Annotated in this window: 14 protein-coding genes; 1 reads left to right on the forward strand and 13 read right to left on the reverse strand. The window is 64.4% G+C overall.

Going from position 1 to position 16,760, the window contains the following annotated elements:
* Positions 1-42: 42 nt before the first annotated feature.
* The 11 genes from GAU_RS19930 to GAU_RS19980 all read right to left on the reverse strand — a co-directional run bounded on the left by GAU_RS19930 (position 43) and on the right by GAU_RS19980 (position 12,272).
* A complete protein-coding gene (locus GAU_RS19930; RefSeq protein WP_015895718.1) occupies positions 43-894 on the reverse strand; it encodes a glutaminyl-peptide cyclotransferase in 852 nt (283 codons plus the stop codon).
* Positions 895-913: 19 nt separating this feature from the next.
* On the reverse strand, positions 914-1,477 hold the full coding sequence (mug, locus tag GAU_RS19935; protein WP_015895719.1) for a G/U mismatch-specific DNA glycosylase: 564 nt from the start codon (positions 1,475-1,477) through the stop codon (positions 914-916).
* Between the two features lie 10 nt (positions 1,478-1,487).
* The gene (gene mutS / locus GAU_RS19940; RefSeq protein WP_015895720.1) at positions 1,488-4,226 is read right to left on the reverse strand and encodes a DNA mismatch repair protein MutS; all 2,739 of its coding nucleotides are present in this window, start codon (positions 4,224-4,226) and stop codon (positions 1,488-1,490) included.
* A complete protein-coding gene (locus GAU_RS21565) occupies positions 4,223-5,188 on the reverse strand; it encodes an SPOR domain-containing protein (protein WP_156799159.1) in 966 nt (321 codons plus the stop codon). Before GAU_RS21565 ends, mutS begins: the two co-directional genes overlap by 4 nt.
* A complete protein-coding gene (gene holA / locus GAU_RS19950) occupies positions 5,185-6,342 on the reverse strand; it encodes a DNA polymerase III subunit delta (protein ID WP_015895722.1) in 1,158 nt (385 codons plus the stop codon). The genes GAU_RS21565 and holA overlap by 4 nt, the downstream gene beginning before the upstream one ends.
* A 64-nt stretch (positions 6,343-6,406) precedes the next feature.
* Complete coding sequence (locus tag GAU_RS19955; RefSeq protein WP_015895723.1) at positions 6,407-6,991, reverse strand: zf-HC2 domain-containing protein; 585 nt, start codon at positions 6,989-6,991, stop codon at positions 6,407-6,409.
* Between the two features lie 323 nt (positions 6,992-7,314).
* A complete protein-coding gene (locus GAU_RS19960; RefSeq protein WP_052574567.1) occupies positions 7,315-7,965 on the reverse strand; it encodes a sigma-70 family RNA polymerase sigma factor in 651 nt (216 codons plus the stop codon).
* Between the two features lie 281 nt (positions 7,966-8,246).
* Positions 8,247-8,807: an NUDIX hydrolase gene (locus tag GAU_RS19965; protein WP_015895725.1), complete on the reverse strand. Its 561-nt coding sequence runs from the start codon at positions 8,805-8,807 to the stop codon at positions 8,247-8,249.
* Positions 8,804-9,514: an SET domain-containing protein gene (locus GAU_RS19970; protein ID WP_015895726.1), complete on the reverse strand. Its 711-nt coding sequence runs from the start codon at positions 9,512-9,514 to the stop codon at positions 8,804-8,806. Before GAU_RS19970 ends, GAU_RS19965 begins: the two co-directional genes overlap by 4 nt.
* Before the next feature lie 35 nt (positions 9,515-9,549).
* A complete protein-coding gene (locus GAU_RS19975) occupies positions 9,550-10,968 on the reverse strand; it encodes a M16 family metallopeptidase (RefSeq protein ID WP_015895727.1) in 1,419 nt (472 codons plus the stop codon).
* A complete protein-coding gene (locus GAU_RS19980; RefSeq protein WP_015895728.1) occupies positions 10,965-12,272 on the reverse strand; it encodes a M16 family metallopeptidase in 1,308 nt (435 codons plus the stop codon). The genes GAU_RS19975 and GAU_RS19980 overlap by 4 nt, the downstream gene beginning before the upstream one ends.
* Before the next feature lie 169 nt (positions 12,273-12,441).
* Between GAU_RS19980 and GAU_RS21570 the strand changes: the two genes are divergently transcribed.
* The gene (locus GAU_RS21570; protein ID WP_015895729.1) at positions 12,442-14,265 is read left to right on the forward strand and encodes a leishmanolysin-related zinc metalloendopeptidase; all 1,824 of its coding nucleotides are present in this window, start codon (positions 12,442-12,444) and stop codon (positions 14,263-14,265) included.
* A 14-nt stretch (positions 14,266-14,279) separates the two neighbouring features.
* Here GAU_RS21570 and GAU_RS19990 read toward each other — a convergent pair whose 3' ends face one another.
* Together GAU_RS19990 and GAU_RS19995 are read right to left on the reverse strand one after the other, a co-directional pair.
* A complete protein-coding gene (locus GAU_RS19990; RefSeq protein WP_015895730.1) occupies positions 14,280-14,975 on the reverse strand; it encodes a YdcF family protein in 696 nt (231 codons plus the stop codon).
* A gap of 90 nt (positions 14,976-15,065) precedes the next feature.
* Entirely contained in the window at positions 15,066-16,463 is a 1,398-nt protein-coding gene (locus GAU_RS19995; protein ID WP_015895731.1) for an MBL fold metallo-hydrolase, read from the reverse strand.
* Between the last annotated feature and the right edge of the window lie 297 nt (positions 16,464-16,760).

Raw genomic sequence — 16,760 nt, forward strand, 5'->3', positions numbered from 1 at the left:
CGCACCACGGCCGCTTCACCATGTCACCACATCCCGCAATGATCAGCGCGGCTTGATGCTGATCTCGTAGAGCTTCGGCCACAGCTTGCCCGTCACGAAGATCCGGTCCTTGGCGGCATCGTACGCGATGCCGTTGAGGACATCTTCGTTTCCGGTACGATCGATCTTCGGCAGCAGGTTCGAAAGGTCGATCCAGCCGATCACGGTGCCGGTGTTGGGGTCGATGCGGGCGATCGAGTCCACTTGCCACACATTGGCCCAGATCTCGCCCTTCACCCATTCGAGCTCGTTGATGGCCGCCACCGGCGTGCCACGATCGGTCACCGACAACGTCTTGGTCACCGCAAACGTGTTCGGATCGCGCCACACGATGCTCGCCGACCCATTGCTCATGATGAGCGATGTGCCATCGGTGGTGAGTCCCCACCCTTCGCCGTCGTACGAAAACGTGCCGGTGCGGGTGAATGTCTTCCAGTCGTACGTGAAGGCCTTGCCACTCTGCCAGGTGAGTTGGTAGAGCTTGTCGCCCAGAATGACCATGCCTTCGCCGAAATGCGGCTGCTCCAGCGGCTGCTGTCGCACCACGCGGCCACTCGACAGGTCCACTTCGCGCAGCCCCGACGTGCCCACCTGACCCGTGCTTTCGAACAGACGGTTGTCGTGCCACTGCAGCCCCTGCGTGAACGCCGCAGGATCGTGCGGATACACGTTCACCACATCGAAGGTGTAGGTAGGCGTGCGCGTTGCTGCGGGCGTGCCACTGTCGGCCGCCGCACTGTGGTTTGCGTCGCCACAGGCACCAAACGCCCCGGCCGTGCCAACGAGTCCGGCCGTGGCGAGCAGAATCATCACGGAGGTCGCGCGGGAGCGACGGAAAGTGGTCAGGAGCGGCATGGCTGAAACGGAGTGAAGGTCAGAATGAAGCTTCCACCCACAGCCGGAGTTCGCGCAATAGCGCGATCAGGTCGCCGAGCTGATGGTTGGCATTGAGTCCGCTGGGGCTGGGCAGTGTCCAGAGGGCGGTGTCACCCAGGGCGTCGGGCTGCAGGCCCAACGTGGCCTTGGGACGACCAAACGCCGTGCGATACGCGCCGATGCCCATGAACGCCACCACACGCGGTCGATACTGCGCCACCACACGACGCAGGCGCTGCCCGCCTTCCACATACTCCGCGGCTGTCAGTTCGGCCGCCGCCGCCGTGGTGCGCTCCACCATGTTGGTGATGCCGTAGCCCAGTGGGAGCAGCTCGTGTTCATCCCACGGGGAGAACAACCGTGGCGTGAATCCCGCGCCATGCAGCGCAGGCCAGAAGCGATTGCCCGGCCGCGCGAAGTGGTGACCGACGGCAGACGTGTACAGCCCCGGGTTGATACCGCAGAACAGCACACGCAAATCAGGGGCGAGCAGATCCGGCACGGTCTTCGTGACGGCAGCAGCCAGCTCGGCCTTGGTCGGCTTTCGCGATGGCGTGGTCATCACACAGAGCTCACGACGGGGTCTGCTGCTGCCGACGCGACTCTTTGAGCGAGGCCAGCGTGTTGAGGGCCTGCATCGGCGTCATCTGCTCGGGCTCGAGTGCATCCACCGCATCGGCCAGGCGCGTGAGGGCTGGATCCACCACGGCGGCTTCACCGAAGAAACCCAGTTGGTCGGTGCTGGCCTGCAGTTGGTGCTTGAGACGCGGACCTCGTCGTTTGGTGCTCGATGGTGCCTGCATGCCTTCCGCAGTCAGGCGGGCGGCCATCTGCTCGCCTTCACCTTCGAGCAAGGCCAGCACTTCCTTGGCGCGCGCGATCACCGGAGCAGGCAATCCGGCCAACCGGCCGACCTCGATGCCATACGAACGATCGGCGCCGCCCGGAATGAGCCGGTGCAGGAACAGCACCTGATCACCCACTTCGCGCACCGCCACGGTGAAGTTGCGCACACCGCTCAACTCGTTGGCCAACTGGGTGAGCTCATGATAGTGCGTGGCAAACACCGTCTTGCAGCCAATCCCATCGTGCAGGTGTTCACTCACGCTCCATGCGATCGACACACCGTCGTAGGTGCTCGTGCCGCGTCCGATCTCGTCGAGCAACACCAATGATCGTTTCGTGGCCGTATGGAGAATGGCGCTGGTCTCGCTCATTTCCACCATGAACGTACTCTGACCGCGCACGAGATTGTCGCTGGCGCCGACGCGGGTGAACAATCGATCCACGATGGGCAGATGTGCCTCATGTGCCGGCACATACATGCCCACCTGGGCCATGAGCTGAATGAGACCGATCTGTCGCAGGATGGTGCTCTTGCCGGCCATGTTCGGACCGGTCAGCACGATGAGCTGCGCGTCTTCCGTGAACTGCAGGTCGTTCGGAATGAACTTCTCGCGCGCCATCATGCGCTCCACGACCGGATGGCGACCCGCGCGGATATCGAGCGCAAATCCATCGTGCAACACGGGGCGCACGTACTGCTCACGCTCCGCGACATCGGCAAAGCTGGCCAGCACGTCGATGGTAGCCACACGTCGCGCCACCTGCTGCCAACGCGTGATCTGCACGCCCACATCACGCCGCAGTGTCTCGAACAGCTCGCGCTCACGCGATTCGATGCGTTCGGCGGCGTTGAGCACCTTCTCTTCGTACTCCTTGAGCGCCGGCGTGACATACCGTTCGGCACCGGTCAGCGTCTGCCGTCGCTGATAGTCGTCGGGCACCAGGTGGCGATTGGCGTTCGAGATTTCGAGAAAGTACCCGAACACCCGATTGTACCCGACCTTGAGCGAGGTGATACCGGTACGCGCACGCTCCTGTTGCTGAATGGTCGCGATCGCATCCTTGCCACCGTCGCGCAGCACCCGCAACTCGTCGAGATCGTGGTCCACCCCCGGCGCGATGGTGTCTTCTTCACCGATCGTGAGCGGCGGACGCGCTACCAGCATGGTGGTGAGTCGCTCCGCGCTTTCTGCCCCATCGTCCCAGTCGGCCAACATCGCGGACAGCACCCCACCGGCGGTATGACCGGCTCCGTTCGACAGCACGCCGTGCACCGCCTTGGCCACCAGTGGCAGGCGGGCGAGCGAATCACCAAGCGCACGCAGTTCACGCGGTGTGGCGCGCCCTGCGGCCGCTTTGCTGGCCAGTCGCTCCACATCGCGCACCCCATCGAGTGCGTCACGCAACGCCGTGCGCCCCACAGGGTCGCGCACCAGGGCCGTCACGGCATCGAGACGCTGTTCAATGGCCGGCTGTTCCAGCAACGGCGCGAGCAACCACTGCCGAAGCATGCGGTGGCCCATGGGCGTGGTGGTGCGATCGAGCACCGACAACAGGGTGCCGTTGTTGTCGCGCTGATCACCGCGCAACGATTCCACCAACTCGAGATTGCGGCGTGTCATCTCGTCGAGCGGCATGACGCCGCCGGAGCGCTCCATAGTGGGTCGCGCCAGGTGCGGCAGACCGCCAGGCTGCAGCTCACGCAGGTAGCGCAGCAACGCCCCCGCAGCGCCCACGGCCGCGGCATCGTCGGTGCCGAGCCCAAACCCCTCGAGACTGCGGATATCGAACTGTCGCGCGAGATCATCGGCGGCCAACTGTGCATCGAACTCCCAACCTTCCCGCGATGTCACGAGTGCCTGTTCGGCCTGTCGCAGCACCGGCGCGAGCTCAGGGTGCGCCGCGTTTTTCACCAACAACAACTCACGCGGCGCGAGACGGGCCAACACGGCCGGCGCATCACCAATAGTGACGCCAAAGAGACGGACTTCGCCCGTGCTGAGATCGGCCGCTGCAATGCCCACCGGCACCGCGTCACGCGGGGCATCACGCATGACATCGCGCACCATGGCCAGCGCGCACACGTAGTTGGCGCGCGCACCATCGAGCAGATCATCGGCAAATGCCGCACCCGGGGTGATCGTTTCGACCACTTCGCGCTTCACGAGACCCTTGGCGAGCTTGGGGTCTTCCACCTGCTCGCAGATCGCGACGCGATACCCCTGACTCACCAGCCGGCGCAGATACTCGGCCGCCGCCTTCACCGGAATGCCCGCCAGTGGCACTTCCGCCGCGCCACCGTTGTTGCGCGCGGTGAGCGTCAGTCCGATCGCCCGTGACGCCGTTTCGGCGTCTTCGTAGAACATCTCGTAAAAATCACCCATCCGGAAAAACAGAATCGCATCCTGGTGGCGCGCCTTGATCTCCCGGTACTGCTGCATCAACGGTGTTGCCGAACCACTCACGGACTGATCTCCGCGACAAAACCGCCCTGCCCCTGCTTCTTGAGTTTGGCCAGTGCGGCGGTGGCTTCCGCACGCGTTTCATAGCGTCCGGTGCGCACGCGGAATGGCTTGCGACTGCCATCGATGCGCGCCGTGATGCCGGCCCGCTTGAGACGGGCCACCGATGTTTCCGCTTCTTTGCGTGTATCGAAGGCCGCGAGCTGCACGCTGAATCGTCCCGACGCCGAGGCGGATTTTTCCGAAGCGGTCGTCGTGGATTCCACCGGTGCCGGCGCCGACGCGGCAGGCGATGTCGCCTTGGGCACGGCGCCACCCGTCGCACCACTGGCGGCGGGAGCGTTGGGCGCAGTGGTCACCACCGATGTGCATCGACGACGCAATTCATCGGCCTGCAGGCGCAGTTCGCCTTCGGGCACACTCGCCACCGGCAGCGCGCGCAACGTCTGGCATCCGCGCGGCAACTCGCTTTCGTCGAAGTAGCTGCGCACCAGCCAGATGGTGCCGCGCGCAATGCGCGTGCTGTCTGGAAACTCGCGTACCACGCGCTCGAAGTACGGACGGGCATCGGCCGGATGCCCGCGCAACATGTCGAGTTCACCGAGACGCAGCAGTGCGTCGGGGGTACGGGGTGACAATGGTGCTTCGATCACCAGGCGTTTCCAATCCCGTTCGGCATCACCAATGCGTTCGGCGAGTACGGCACGCCAGTACAGCGCTTCCGCGAGATCGAGGCTGGCCAGCGGCGCAGCACCGACCAGCGAATCGAGCACGGCGCGTGCATTCTCACCATCACCGCGTTCGATGAGGGCGCGTGCGCGTGAGACTTCGCGCGTCAATCCCGCACTGACCCCGTCACCTCCGGTGGTTTGTGCGGCCACATCATGTGTTGGCCATGCCAGCACGCCGGCGGCACACAGGGCCATCACGCCACGCCAAGGCTTTTGTGTCTGTGACACCATCATGCCGCGCTCCGCGCCGACGTGCGTGTGGCGCACAGCCCGAGAATCAGCGACATCAGGATCTGCTCCGCATTCGATACCGTGGTTTCCTTGAGTGCCATATCTGCTTCCAGCAACAACCGGAGCGCACGATCACACGCCGCGCGACTCCATCGCTCCGTCACCTTGGTCCAGGCCGACGCCGCATCACCCCATGGCCGACCGGGAAATCCGCCTGTTTCCTTGAGAAAAGCGAAGTACTCCTGTGGCAGGCGATTGGTGGGCACACCCGCATCGCGGCGCGCCCGGCCGAACGACAGCGCAAAGGCCTGTGTACTCAGCATCATCACGATCTGCACGCCGGTGACTTTGGGTTGTCCCAACACATGCCCCACGAGCGTGATGGCCACCGCCGCATCCTGACGGGCCACCGCATCCAGCAGATCGGCGACGGTCTCTCCGCGCCGCACGCCCACGACGGCAGAAACGGCATCCGCATCGATGGTGGCGCGTGTGATGTCCGGTGCGGCATTCGATGCATGGTCTGACGCCGTACCCGTCGTACCCGCGGCGTCCTGCGCGCCGAGCACATAACTCGCACACTTGTCCAACTCGGCGGCCAACAGGTGCAGGTCGTTGCCCACTGCCTGCTGCAACAACTCGGCGGCATCAGCCGCGATATCGATATTGAGCGCGGTGCCAGCGTGATGGGTGATCCATCGGCGCACCCGTTCAGGCGTCAGCGGTGTGAAGGCCAGTGAGGTGGAGGCTTCAACGAGCGCGGTGTCCACCTTGCTGCCAGCGGGACTCACCAGCAGCAGCAGCGTATCGGAAGCCGGACGGGCGAGATACCGATCGAGTTGGGCCCGCGCCGCCTTTTTGAGCGCCGTCACATCGCGCAGCACCAGCGCGCGACGCTCGGCCAACATGGGCGGGGTGTTCAACAGACTGCCCAGCGTCTCGGCGTCGATATCGCCAGCGCGACGCATCTCGGAATTGAAATCGCGCGTACTCGGGTCGATGGCCGCGTCCAACAAATCGCGGATCGCGCCGTCCTTCAGATAGTCGTCGTCACCGTGCAGGTAATACACGGGATCGAACTGGCGCGCCTGGACGGCCGCCTGCACGGTGCGCAGGGGTGACGCTTCCTTGCTGGGGGCAGCGGCTCGTGGCGGCATGCCCGCAATCTAAACCGATCGCCCCGCCGTGCCCTCGTTCGGCACCGGCGAAGCCGATCGCGAACTAACGGACTTCGAAGGAGAAGTGTGCGCTGACGAGCTGCAGCGGCGCATCCTCGATGATCATCGCCGCGGGCCACACCGGGTTGCCGGTGGCCATGACCTGCATCAGCGCGGGCGTCACGTAGGTGGGAGCGCCGGTGATGGCGCCAGCATTGGCTGGCAGCGCGGCGGAAATAGGCATCGGCACCGCCCGCTGCGACGCAATGACCGGTTGCATGGACAGCTCCGAGGGACGGTCTCCCTGAAAGCTTCGGATCGCGATCACGCCCAGCACCGCGCTGGCGGCGACCGCGATCAGCGCCTTGGTGGCGCGCGGTCTGGCGAGTCCCAGCTCGTCGCCAACCGGATACCGGCCATCAGCCGACCGACAGGTGGCCAGTCGCTCCCGCAGACGGGCCTGAAATTCGTCGCTCGGTGACAGGGTCGGCAGGCTTCTGGCGACCATCAACGACCGTCGAACCATCGTGTCGTGCGCCGCACACGGATCACAGACCATCACGTGATGCTGGGCGGCGGTCGTCGCCTCTCCCGACAGGGTGTTGTCGAGGTAGGCGAGATGCTGTTTGCGAAATTGCTTGCAGTCCATCGGTACGGATCGGAGTCCTGCGGAAAATCCGGTGGCACCCGCTGCAGTATGGCGGCTGCATGCCAGGATACCCGGGGCGCGTCGGGCTGGTTCCGACAGGCGGTCCGAGGATAATCCCCGTCCTGTGTCCTGGTGGCAATACCCGTCCCGGCTCTGGTTGGGACGAATGACATGTCATTGGAGAAACGGCCCGGCGGCGGCGCGCCGGTTTTATATCAAAAGGGAGCAGGGGGCAGTTGGAGAGGGCGCAGATCGATAGGATGGTGTCCTATTGGTCTATGTCCTTTCCAACTGCCCCCTGCTCACTCTAGAAATCAGACGCCTTACCGAACCATAGGGGCTATGATCTCGGCGAAGGCCGTGCGCGCCCGGTTGAGGCGCGACTTCACGGTACCGAGGTTCACGCCGGTGATCTCGGCGATTTCTTCGTACGACTTGCCCTCGAGTTCGCGCAGCACGAACACCTCACGGTGATGGGCCGGCAACTTGCCCACCGACTGTTCGACCATCTCCCGCAGGTGGCGCTTGCGGAACAGGTCATCGGGGCGCGTATGCACGTCCTCGAACTGCAGAGGACGATCTTCGTCCTCGAACTTCGCCTTGATCGTCTGGAAGAGCACGAGCGGATTGCGCGACCGGTTGCGCAGCTCGTTCTTGGCCAGATTCGAGGCAATGGTGTAGATCCACGTCGAGAACTTCTTCGAGCGGTCGAAGCGCGCGATGTGGCGATAGACGCGGATGAAAACTTCCTGCACCAGATCTTCGGCGCGATCCCGATCGCCGATGGTGCGGTATACGAAGTTGAGGAGCCGTCCCTGATAGCGGTCAACAAGCTCCTCGAACGCCCGTTCCTCACCCGCGAGGAATGACGACACCACATCACCATCTTCGAGCGTGCGCAGGTGTTCGCGCACGGGCACCGTTGTGGTCTGCTGTGAAGTCCGCTGCGTACGAGCAAGTTCGGCAAAAGCCATGGGTCGAGCCCTCCTCCTGCGGTGACGCGAGCCTAAGATCCTGCGCGCTCGCGGCGCTCTCGTCCTGCCCGGTGGACATCCGGTCTGAGGTCGGTGCGCACATTCCTCTATCGCACGGGTCGTGCCGTCGGGAACCTTTTGGAACAATCCGACGCAACACTATGCCATTCAATGACTTGCCGTTCAGTGTCACCCATCACCAGATCTACGAACCGACTGGAAACGTCCCCATTTCCAACCTCGGCGTCCGAGAAAGTGGACACCGAGACCGTCAATTCGGCTCAACCGATCCGGAATTCTGCCGCATAGAACAATGCCAGCGCCGTTTTGGCGTCCTGAATCTCGCCGTTCTTGATGAGCGCCATGGCGGCTGAGAGCGGCATCGGAGCCAATTCGACGAACTCATCCGCTTCCCGGTGCGCCTCACCCGCCGTCAGCCCTCTGGCCAAAAACAGATGGATCTTCTCATCGGTGAACCCGGGCGTCGTGTACATGGTGAACAGGTGATCCACCTGATCGGCCGTGTACCCGGTTTCTTCTTGCAGCTCCCGATGTGCACACTGTTCCGGTGACTCACCGGGGTCGAGTCGACCGGCCGGGATCTCGTACAGATACTGCTCGGCCGCATACCGGTATTGCCGAATGAGCAACACGATGGGATCGGCGCTCATGTCCCCGATCACCGGCACCACCGCGCTGGCCCCGGGATGGCGCACCATCTCCAGAGAACCGATGGAGCCGTCAGGAAACCGCACCTGATCGACGTCCACCGAGATCACGCGCCCGGTATAGGCACGCGTTCCGCCCACCTTGCCGACCGGGCCCGTGTCGCCTTCGCTCACCGTTTCACCGTGCGCGAGGACTTCCTGGCGGCTTTTTTGCTCGCCTTCTTGGTTGTTTTCTTGACGACTTTCTTGGTCGCCTTCTTTGCGGCCTTTTTCGCAGCCTTCTTCGCGGACTTCTTCGCGGACTTCTTCACCGCCTTCGCCGCCGACTTCTTGGCCGGCTTCCGCGGCTTCTTCACATCGTTGCCAGCCAGCCACTCGCGCACCGTCGCGCGCAGGTACACCGGCACACGCAGGATCGTCCCGCGACACTTCTTGGATCCGCAACGGCACGCGTAGTAGCGCACATCCTCCGGTTCGTATTCATCCTGCCATTCGAACCGATAGTCGTACACGAGCTCTTCATCCGGCTTGATCGGCTTGATCGCCTTGATGTTGATGTGCCCGTCCTCGATGATCGTCTCGCAGTTCGGATCGCACGAGTGGTTGATGAAGCGGGCGTCCGTCCCCTGCCGCCGCGCATCGAGCACCGTGTTGTCATCGAGCACGAAGAGGAACGTATGGTGCCGGCCCTCGGTGTCGTCATACCGGCGATCCGCTTCGTCATGCGTGATGCGTTCTCCCCAGTACTCGTCGATGTGCTGCCCTTTGCGGATCGGCTTCACGGCAAACGCACCGCGTCCCTGAATGCGCGAGCGGCGCACTTCGTACAGATCCGACTTCGGCGGCTTGGCGGGTACGGAGGACTTCCTGGCTGGACTCACGACGGTGGATGCAGGGGGGCAGGGAGCCCGGCCACTCAGGCCGGGATGACGACATCGTCGTCGGTGGGCTCGTACACACTAATCGGTCCGAGTGCCAGCGCGGCAACCGGTTCACGGATCGCTTCGGCATCGCCGACCACCACGACCTGCAGTCGCGAGGGATCGAGATGCGCCCGCGCCACCCGCAGCACGTCGTCAGCCGTCACCGCCGCGACGCGATCACGATACGTATCGAAGTACGTCGCCGGCAGATTGAAGATCTCGAGGTTGGCGAGGCCACCGGCCACTTCGGCCGTGGTCTCGAACCGGATCGGGAACACCCCCACCAGATAGCTGATCGCCAGCGACAGTTCGGCATCGCTCACCGGCGCTTCCCGAATGCGACCGAATTCATGCACGATCTCGCGCAGGGCATCGGCGGTCACGGCCGTTTCCACCGCGGTGGAAATCTCGAACGGGCTCGCCCCGCGACGCCAGTCGAACGCCGAGTGCGCGCCGTACGTGTAGGCGTGTTCTTCGCGCAGATTCAGGTTGAGGCGCGAGGAGAACAAGCCGCCGAGAATCGCGTTCATCACGACAACCGGGAAGTAGTCCTCGTGCAGGCGCGGAATGGCCACATGCCCCACGCGCACCTCTGATTGCGGCGCACCGGCTTTGTGCACGAGGTGCACACGCGGCTCGGGGTGACGCTGCCTGGTGCTTGGTTCGGCAATGGGCGCGGCCGCCCCGCTCCAGTCACCGAAATGCTGCGTGGCCAACTGCACCGCATGTTCGACGTCGATGTCACCAACGATCATCAGCGATGTGGCATCGGGGCGAAAACACTCGGCGTGGAAAGCCTGCACTCGTTCCTGCGTGAGACGTGCGACGCTGCGTTCGTCGCCACCCGCCAACCGCGCAAATCGTGACGCCGGTTCATACAACAATCGGGTGAAGAACACGTCGGCGAGCCCGCGCGGTTCCGCTTGCAGTTGCGCCAGATCGGCCAGGCGTTCTGCCCGCAGGCGCTCCAGCTCACTTTCCGGAAACGCCGGCTGGCGCAACACTTCGGCCAACACCGCCATCGCGTCGTCGATGCGTGACGACAGCGCGGTCAGTTGCGCGATCGCCGAGTCCCAGTCGGCGCCGGTATCGAGCGTGGTACCCAGCATTTCGAGACGCGTGGCCAATGCCAGGGCGTCCATGTTGCGGGTGCCTTCGGTGAGGGCTCCGGTGACAAGCCGCGCCAACCCTTCTTCATCGCGCGGATCGCGCGCGGCACCGGCTTCGATCACCGCGAGGGTCGTCACCACCGGAAACGCCGGCACCGGCGCGACGGTGACACGCAGACCGTTCGGCAGCACACGGGTTTCGAAAGCCGGAAAACGATACGCCCGCGGAGCACCTGGGCCCGGACGCGGTGGGGCCGCGGGTGTTTCGCCGCGTACACTGGGCGTGGTCACATCGGCGCTCATGCGGTGGCCTCGAGCACAGCGTCTGCTTCATCGACATCGGCTTCCGCCGGCACATACATCAACAGCACGCGGTTGTCGGGCCCCAACCGCTCACGGGCCAGCGCCGACACGTCGGCCGCGGAAATGGCGCGATACCGGTCCACCTGCGTGTTCACGAGTGACGCATCGCCGAAGTAGGTGGCAAAGCGGGAGAGCTGGTCGGCGCGTTCGGCCGCCGATTGCATGCTGGTCACGAAGCTGGTCTCGATGAGTGCGCGGGCACGCGTGATTTCGGCCTCGGTGACACCATCACGATGGATGGCGTCGAGCTCGGCCAGCACGGCCGCTTCGAGCTGCTCGGGGGTGACGCCGGGATGGGCCGTCGCATCGACCACCAACATGTCGCTGCCCTTGGCCAGGTCATACGTGAACGCGCTGGCCTGTGAGGCCACCCGCTGGCGACGCACCAGCGACTGCTCCAGACGGCAACCGGTGCGCAGTCCCAGCACCGCCGACGCCAAACTGGCGGCGTAGTAGCCGTCCGTCCCGAACACGGGTGTGCGACACGCCACAAACAAGCGAGGCAGCGCCACGGCGTCGGGTACCACTTCCCGCCGCGTGTCTCCAAAAACGGGCGGAAGGGTCATGTCGCGCAGAGGCGGCCTGGCTTCGCCGCGCGGAATACTCCCGTAGTATTCCTCGATCAGCCGCATCGCCTCGGCGCGATCAAAATCGCCCGCCACCGTAAGGACCGCGTTGTCCGGCGTGTAGTACAGTTGGAAAAACGCGGCAACATCCTCGAGGGACGCATCGGTCAGATGCTCCATCGAACCGATGAGCGAATGATTGAACGGATGTCCCTCGGGGAACACCAACGCCGGCAAACGCTCCCACCAGGTGCCGTACGGCTGGTTGTCCACCGTCCAGCGCCGTTCGTTCTTCACCACATCGCGCTGCGTATCGAGCTTCTGCTGCGTCATGGCCGGCAGCATGCGTCCCATGCGGTCGGCTTCGAGCCACAGTGCCAGTGCCAACTGGTGGGACGGCAACGTCTCGTAGTAGTTCGTACGGTCGAGCCACGTGGAACCATTGAGGGTTCCGCCGGCGCGCTGCACGAGTTCGAAATGTTCGTTGGCTTCCACGTTCGCCGACCCCTGAAAGAGCATATGCTCGAACAGGTGGGCAAACCCGGTGCGTTCCAGTCGCTCGTTCGCCGAGCCGACATGGTACCACAAGTTGACCGCGACGATCGGTGCCGTATGGTCCTCAGAGAGTACCACCTGCAAACCGTTCGGGAGGCGGTAGCTCTCGACAGGGATGTGCATGGGTCAATATTCAGGGCTGGTCGTGCAACCCGGAACCCCGGGTCCTCCTCTTTCCGTTTCTTCGATGCGCTTCGCGCTGTGCTCCATTCCGCACGCCGTGTGTTCTGCCGGTGGGACACCTGCACGTATATGGTCACGCGCGTCACGCAGATCCCTGCGCGTTTCCCGGGTGCTGTCGTCGATGGCGCTGCTGGCCTTGGCCGCATGCGGTGATGATCCGCAGGTCCCCACGGAGGCCGTTGCCACCGGCAGCCTCACGGCCAACGCCACCGTCGCCTCGTCCGTGGGTACGGCACCCATGATCCGCATCACCGATGCCAAGGGCAAAGGCATCCGCAACGTGCTGGTCCGCTGGCGCGTCACCAGCGGCGGTGGACGGGTCACCAACGATTCCATCCGCACCAGTGCCTCTGGTGAAGCATCGTCCGGCGGATGGCTGCTTGGCACGACCTCTGGCACACAAACGTTGCAGGCCACGTCAGATGGCGTCCCGGCGGTGACCTTTACCGCGACCGCCGCGCCGGGCCCGGTCAATCAGCTCGCGCGCGCCAGTGTCGACGTGCAAACAGCCACCGTGAACACGCTGGTCGATGCTCCGCCGGCTGTGCGCGCCGAAGACCAGTTTGGCAATCCGGTGCCCGGTGTCGCAGTGCAGTTTGCCGTGACCTTGGGCGGTGGCACGATCACCGGTGAACAGCAGACCACCAATGCCCTGGGGATCGCGACGGTCGGCTCGTGGCGTTTGGGTACCACGGCGGGTCAGCAAGTGCTCAACGTGGCTGCCACGGGCACGTTTGGTACGGTGTTCGGTGCCACCGCCTTGGCGGGACCGGCCGTGTCACTGATCAAGATCGCGGGCGACAACCAGCGGGGTGTGGTGGGTCTGCCGGTGCCGATCGCGCCGGGCGTGCGGGCGGTGGATGCGTTCAACAATCCGGTAGGCAATGTGCCGGTCACATTCACACCAGGCCCGAACTCGGGCACGATCACCGGTGCCACCCGGGTGACCGACCTTGCGACGGGCGCTGCATTTGCGGGCAACTGGACCCTGGGATCCCAGACCACACAGACGCTCATTGCCACCAGTTCGCTGCTGCCAACCGTCTCGCTGACGTTCACGGCACAGGCCACCACGTCTCTGTTCGACATCGACGTGCGCTTCGTGGGCGATGGCGGCAGCACCATTGTGCGCAATGCCTTCGCCACCGCTGCGAGCAAGTGGCGCCAGATCATCGCGGGCGACATGCACAACACCATCATCCGTCAGCCCGCGGGTTTGTGCACGGATTGGATGCCTGCCCTCGACGAGATCGTCAACGATGTGGTCATCTTCGCACGCATCACCCCGATCGATGGCCCCGGCAAAATTCTTGGTCAGGCCGGCCCGTGCTCCATCAACAGTGGATCCCAGCTTTCGGCCATGGGCATCATGGAGTTCGATGAAGACGACATGGCCACCCTCATCGCCAACGGCAGTCTCACCGAAGTGATCCTGCATGAAATGGGTCACGTGCTGGGCATCGGGACGCTGTGGAACTTCCCGCCGAGTCGGCGCAGCCTGCTGGTGGGCGCCGGGGGAGAAGATCCGTACTTCCATGGCACCACGGGACGCGCACAATTCAGCGCCATCAGTGCGATGCCCTACAACGGCAATCCGGTGCCGGTGGAAAACACCGGAGCTGCGGGAACGCGCGACAGTCACTGGCGCGAGTCCGTGCTCACCCGCGAATTGATGACGGGTTTTCTCAATCGCAACGTGACCAATCCGCTCAGCCGCCTCACGGTGGGTTCACTGCAGGATCTCGGCTACGTCGTCAATCTGGCTGCCGCCGATCCCTACACGATCACCACGCAGCTACGGTATGCCTTTCCCTTCGTCGAAGCTGACGTGATCACGCTGACCAACGACATCGCGGATCTGCCACTCATGGAAATCTCCCCGACGGGTGCGCGCACACTGATCCGTGCCGCGGCGTCGGCGCGCAGTCGCTAGACGTCTCGGAGCGGTCAGTCCTGCGCCACCTGGCCACCGGTGGCCTTGAGCCAGAACATCAAGGCCACATCGGTGGGCAGGGCGATCGATTCACGCACCATGTACTCGAGCACTGCCCGATTGGCCGAAATGGGACTGGTGCGTGTCGGCGATGTCATCGGCTGCAGGCCGTGCAAACGTGCCAGCAGATCCAGCCGCAGCATGTGAAACGGATCGCTGACCAGCAGCACCCGCGGACGGGCAGCCAGTGGGGACCGCGAAGACTTCGCGCCACTGCGTGCCACCGCGTCGAGTGAATCGCGCAATGCATGGAGCAGGGCCGACGCACCCTGCATCGAGGCGAGCGACGTGCGTCCGGTCTGCTCGAGACGCACGATTTGATTGGGTACGCCGCGTCGCGCCAGATAGCGCCGGCCCGCGGCCGCTTCGCTGATCAGATCTCCCGGCCGCCGGCCGCCAGTGAGCACCACCCATGGCGCGCGCTCGGTGCGCCAGAGCCCCAGCGCATGGTCGAGACGCGCCTTGAGCACGGGCGACGGTCGTCCACCGTACTGCGCAGCGCCCAGCACGACGATGGCATCCGCCGTGCCTTCGTCACTGCCGCGCGACCAATACACGATCGCTCCCAGACACACCAGCCACGCCATGAAGGCGCCGACCAGCATGCTGGCGATCAGTTGTCGGTAGGAGAAGCGACGCGCGCGGGCCATGCGGCCAAATTATCCAGTCCCCCTGCTTTCGGTACTGGAGCGTGCACCACGGAGGCACGCGCAGCAGGGTTCGCCCACCCCGCGCGCGTCTCAGAGTGACACGGTGTTCCCGGGCGCCGGGATGTCCACGCGGAATCCATCACTGCGCAATCGTTCGGCAAAGGCCTCCTGCGCCTCGGTTTCACCGTGCACCAGGCAAACATGCGGATGGTCGCGCCCGTCGGCGGCACCCGCCGCGCGCACGGCCTGCAACCAACGATGCAGTTCCCCACGATCCGCATGCGCGCTGTAGCCCAACAGCACTTCCACCTGAGCGCCAAGGGGCACTTCCTCGCCAAAAATGCGCAGCACGTCCCGCCGTTCCACGATGCGCCGTCCCAACGTGTGCTCGGCCTGAAATCCGACAATCAGGATCGTATTGCGCGGGTCACTGGCGCCATACCGCAGATGGTGCAGGATGCGGCCCGATTCGGCCATGCCCGAGGCGGCAATCACGACCATCGGGCCGTGCAGGGTGTTGAGGCGTTTCGACTCCGCCACGTCCCGCGTGAACGTCACCATGGGGAAGTCGAAGAGATCCCTCGTGCGACGCACCAAATCTTCGCTGTGATCGAACACCTCGGGATGCATCGCAAAGACCGATGTCGCGTCGGTGGCCAGCGGGGAGTCGATGAAGATCGGGATGGCAGGGATTTTCCCTTCCCGGCGCAGTCCGTGCAGGTCGTACACCAGTTCCTGCGTGCGTCCCACGGCAAACGAAGGAATGATCACGCGTCCCCCCCGCGCCGCCGTTTCGCGAACGACGCGCGCGAGCTGCTCGCGGGCGCCGTCCACCGACTCGTGATCACGATTGCCGTACGTGCTTTCGCAGATGATCACATCCGCGCCGGTGGTGGGCGGCTGCGGATCGCGAATGATGGCCAGGCCACTCCGTCCGATGTCGCCGGAGAACACGAGACGGCGGAACGTATCCCCTTCGCGCAGCTCCAGGGTGACCGAGGCACTGCCGAGGATGTGTCCGGCGTCGGTGTACATGGCGCGCACGCCGTCGGTGACGTCGAACCACTTGTGGTACGGCATGCCGATCATGCGTTCGAGCGTGCGCGTGGCGTCTTCCACCCGATACATCGGCTCGACGATTTCATCGCGATGACGGGCCAGGAATTCGGCGTCCTTTTCCTGGATGTGCGCCGAGTCGGCCAGCATGATGGCGCACAGATCGCGCGTGGCAGAGGTCGCCCAGATGTTGTTCTTGTACCCCTGCGCCACCAGGTAGGGCAGGCGGCCGGCGTGGTCGATATGGGCGTGGGACAGCACGATGGCGTCGATTTCGTCGACGGGCAGGGGCAACTGCATGTTCTTCGCGCGCGATTCGCTGCGCTTGCCCTGAAACATCCCGCAATCGAGCAGGACCGTACGATTGCCGACCCGCAGGATATGGCACGAGCCCGTGACTTCCTGGGCAGCGCCGGAGAATTCGATGTGCATGAGCGGTGGGCTGAGCGGGGTGGGTCGCCGACAGCGGACTCCTCATTCGTGGCAACTCACACGAATGGGCCCGTCCGCAATGTTAGCGGTCTGTGCTTGCCCCCAACAGCGTGCCGTCACGCTGTGCTGGTGACCTGCGTGTACCCGTCAGGTACACGCTTGGCGAACTACCAGTCTCGTTGGCGCGGCCAGTGCGCAATGGATTCGGCGCGATGCGTCGACAGCCATTCCCGCATCTTGCCCCAGTACTGCATGAACCAGCGTCGGCCCATGTCGGTCATCGGTGAGTCTCCTGCT

The sequence above is a fragment of the Gemmatimonas aurantiaca T-27 genome, from assembly GCF_000010305.1.
Classification (GTDB): domain Bacteria; phylum Gemmatimonadota; class Gemmatimonadetes; order Gemmatimonadales; family Gemmatimonadaceae; genus Gemmatimonas; species Gemmatimonas aurantiaca.

Coding starts and splice junctions, on each gene's coding strand:
- GAU_RS19975 (WP_015895727.1), bottom strand. CDS start 10,968: ATGAGCGCCGATGTGACCACGCCCAGTGTACGCGGCGAAACACCCGCG.
- GAU_RS19990 (WP_015895730.1), bottom strand. CDS start 14,975: ATGGCCCGCGCGCGTCGCTTCTCCTACCGACAACTGATCGCCAGCATG.
- GAU_RS19995 (WP_015895731.1), bottom strand. CDS start 16,463: ATGCACATCGAATTCTCCGGCGCTGCCCAGGAAGTCACGGGCTCGTGC.
- GAU_RS19980 (WP_015895728.1), bottom strand. CDS start 12,272: ATGCACATCCCTGTCGAGAGCTACCGCCTCCCGAACGGTTTGCAGGTG.
- GAU_RS19960 (WP_052574567.1), bottom strand. CDS start 7,965: ATGGCTTTTGCCGAACTTGCTCGTACGCAGCGGACTTCACAGCAGACC.
- GAU_RS21565 (WP_156799159.1), bottom strand. CDS start 5,188: ATGATGGTGTCACAGACACAAAAGCCTTGGCGTGGCGTGATGGCCCTG.
- mug (WP_015895719.1), bottom strand. CDS start 1,477: ATGACCACGCCATCGCGAAAGCCGACCAAGGCCGAGCTGGCTGCTGCC.
- GAU_RS19955 (WP_015895723.1), bottom strand. CDS start 6,991: ATGGACTGCAAGCAATTTCGCAAACAGCATCTCGCCTACCTCGACAAC.
- holA (WP_015895722.1), bottom strand. CDS start 6,342: ATGCCGCCACGAGCCGCTGCCCCCAGCAAGGAAGCGTCACCCCTGCGC.
- GAU_RS19930 (WP_015895718.1), bottom strand. CDS start 894: ATGCCGCTCCTGACCACTTTCCGTCGCTCCCGCGCGACCTCCGTGATG.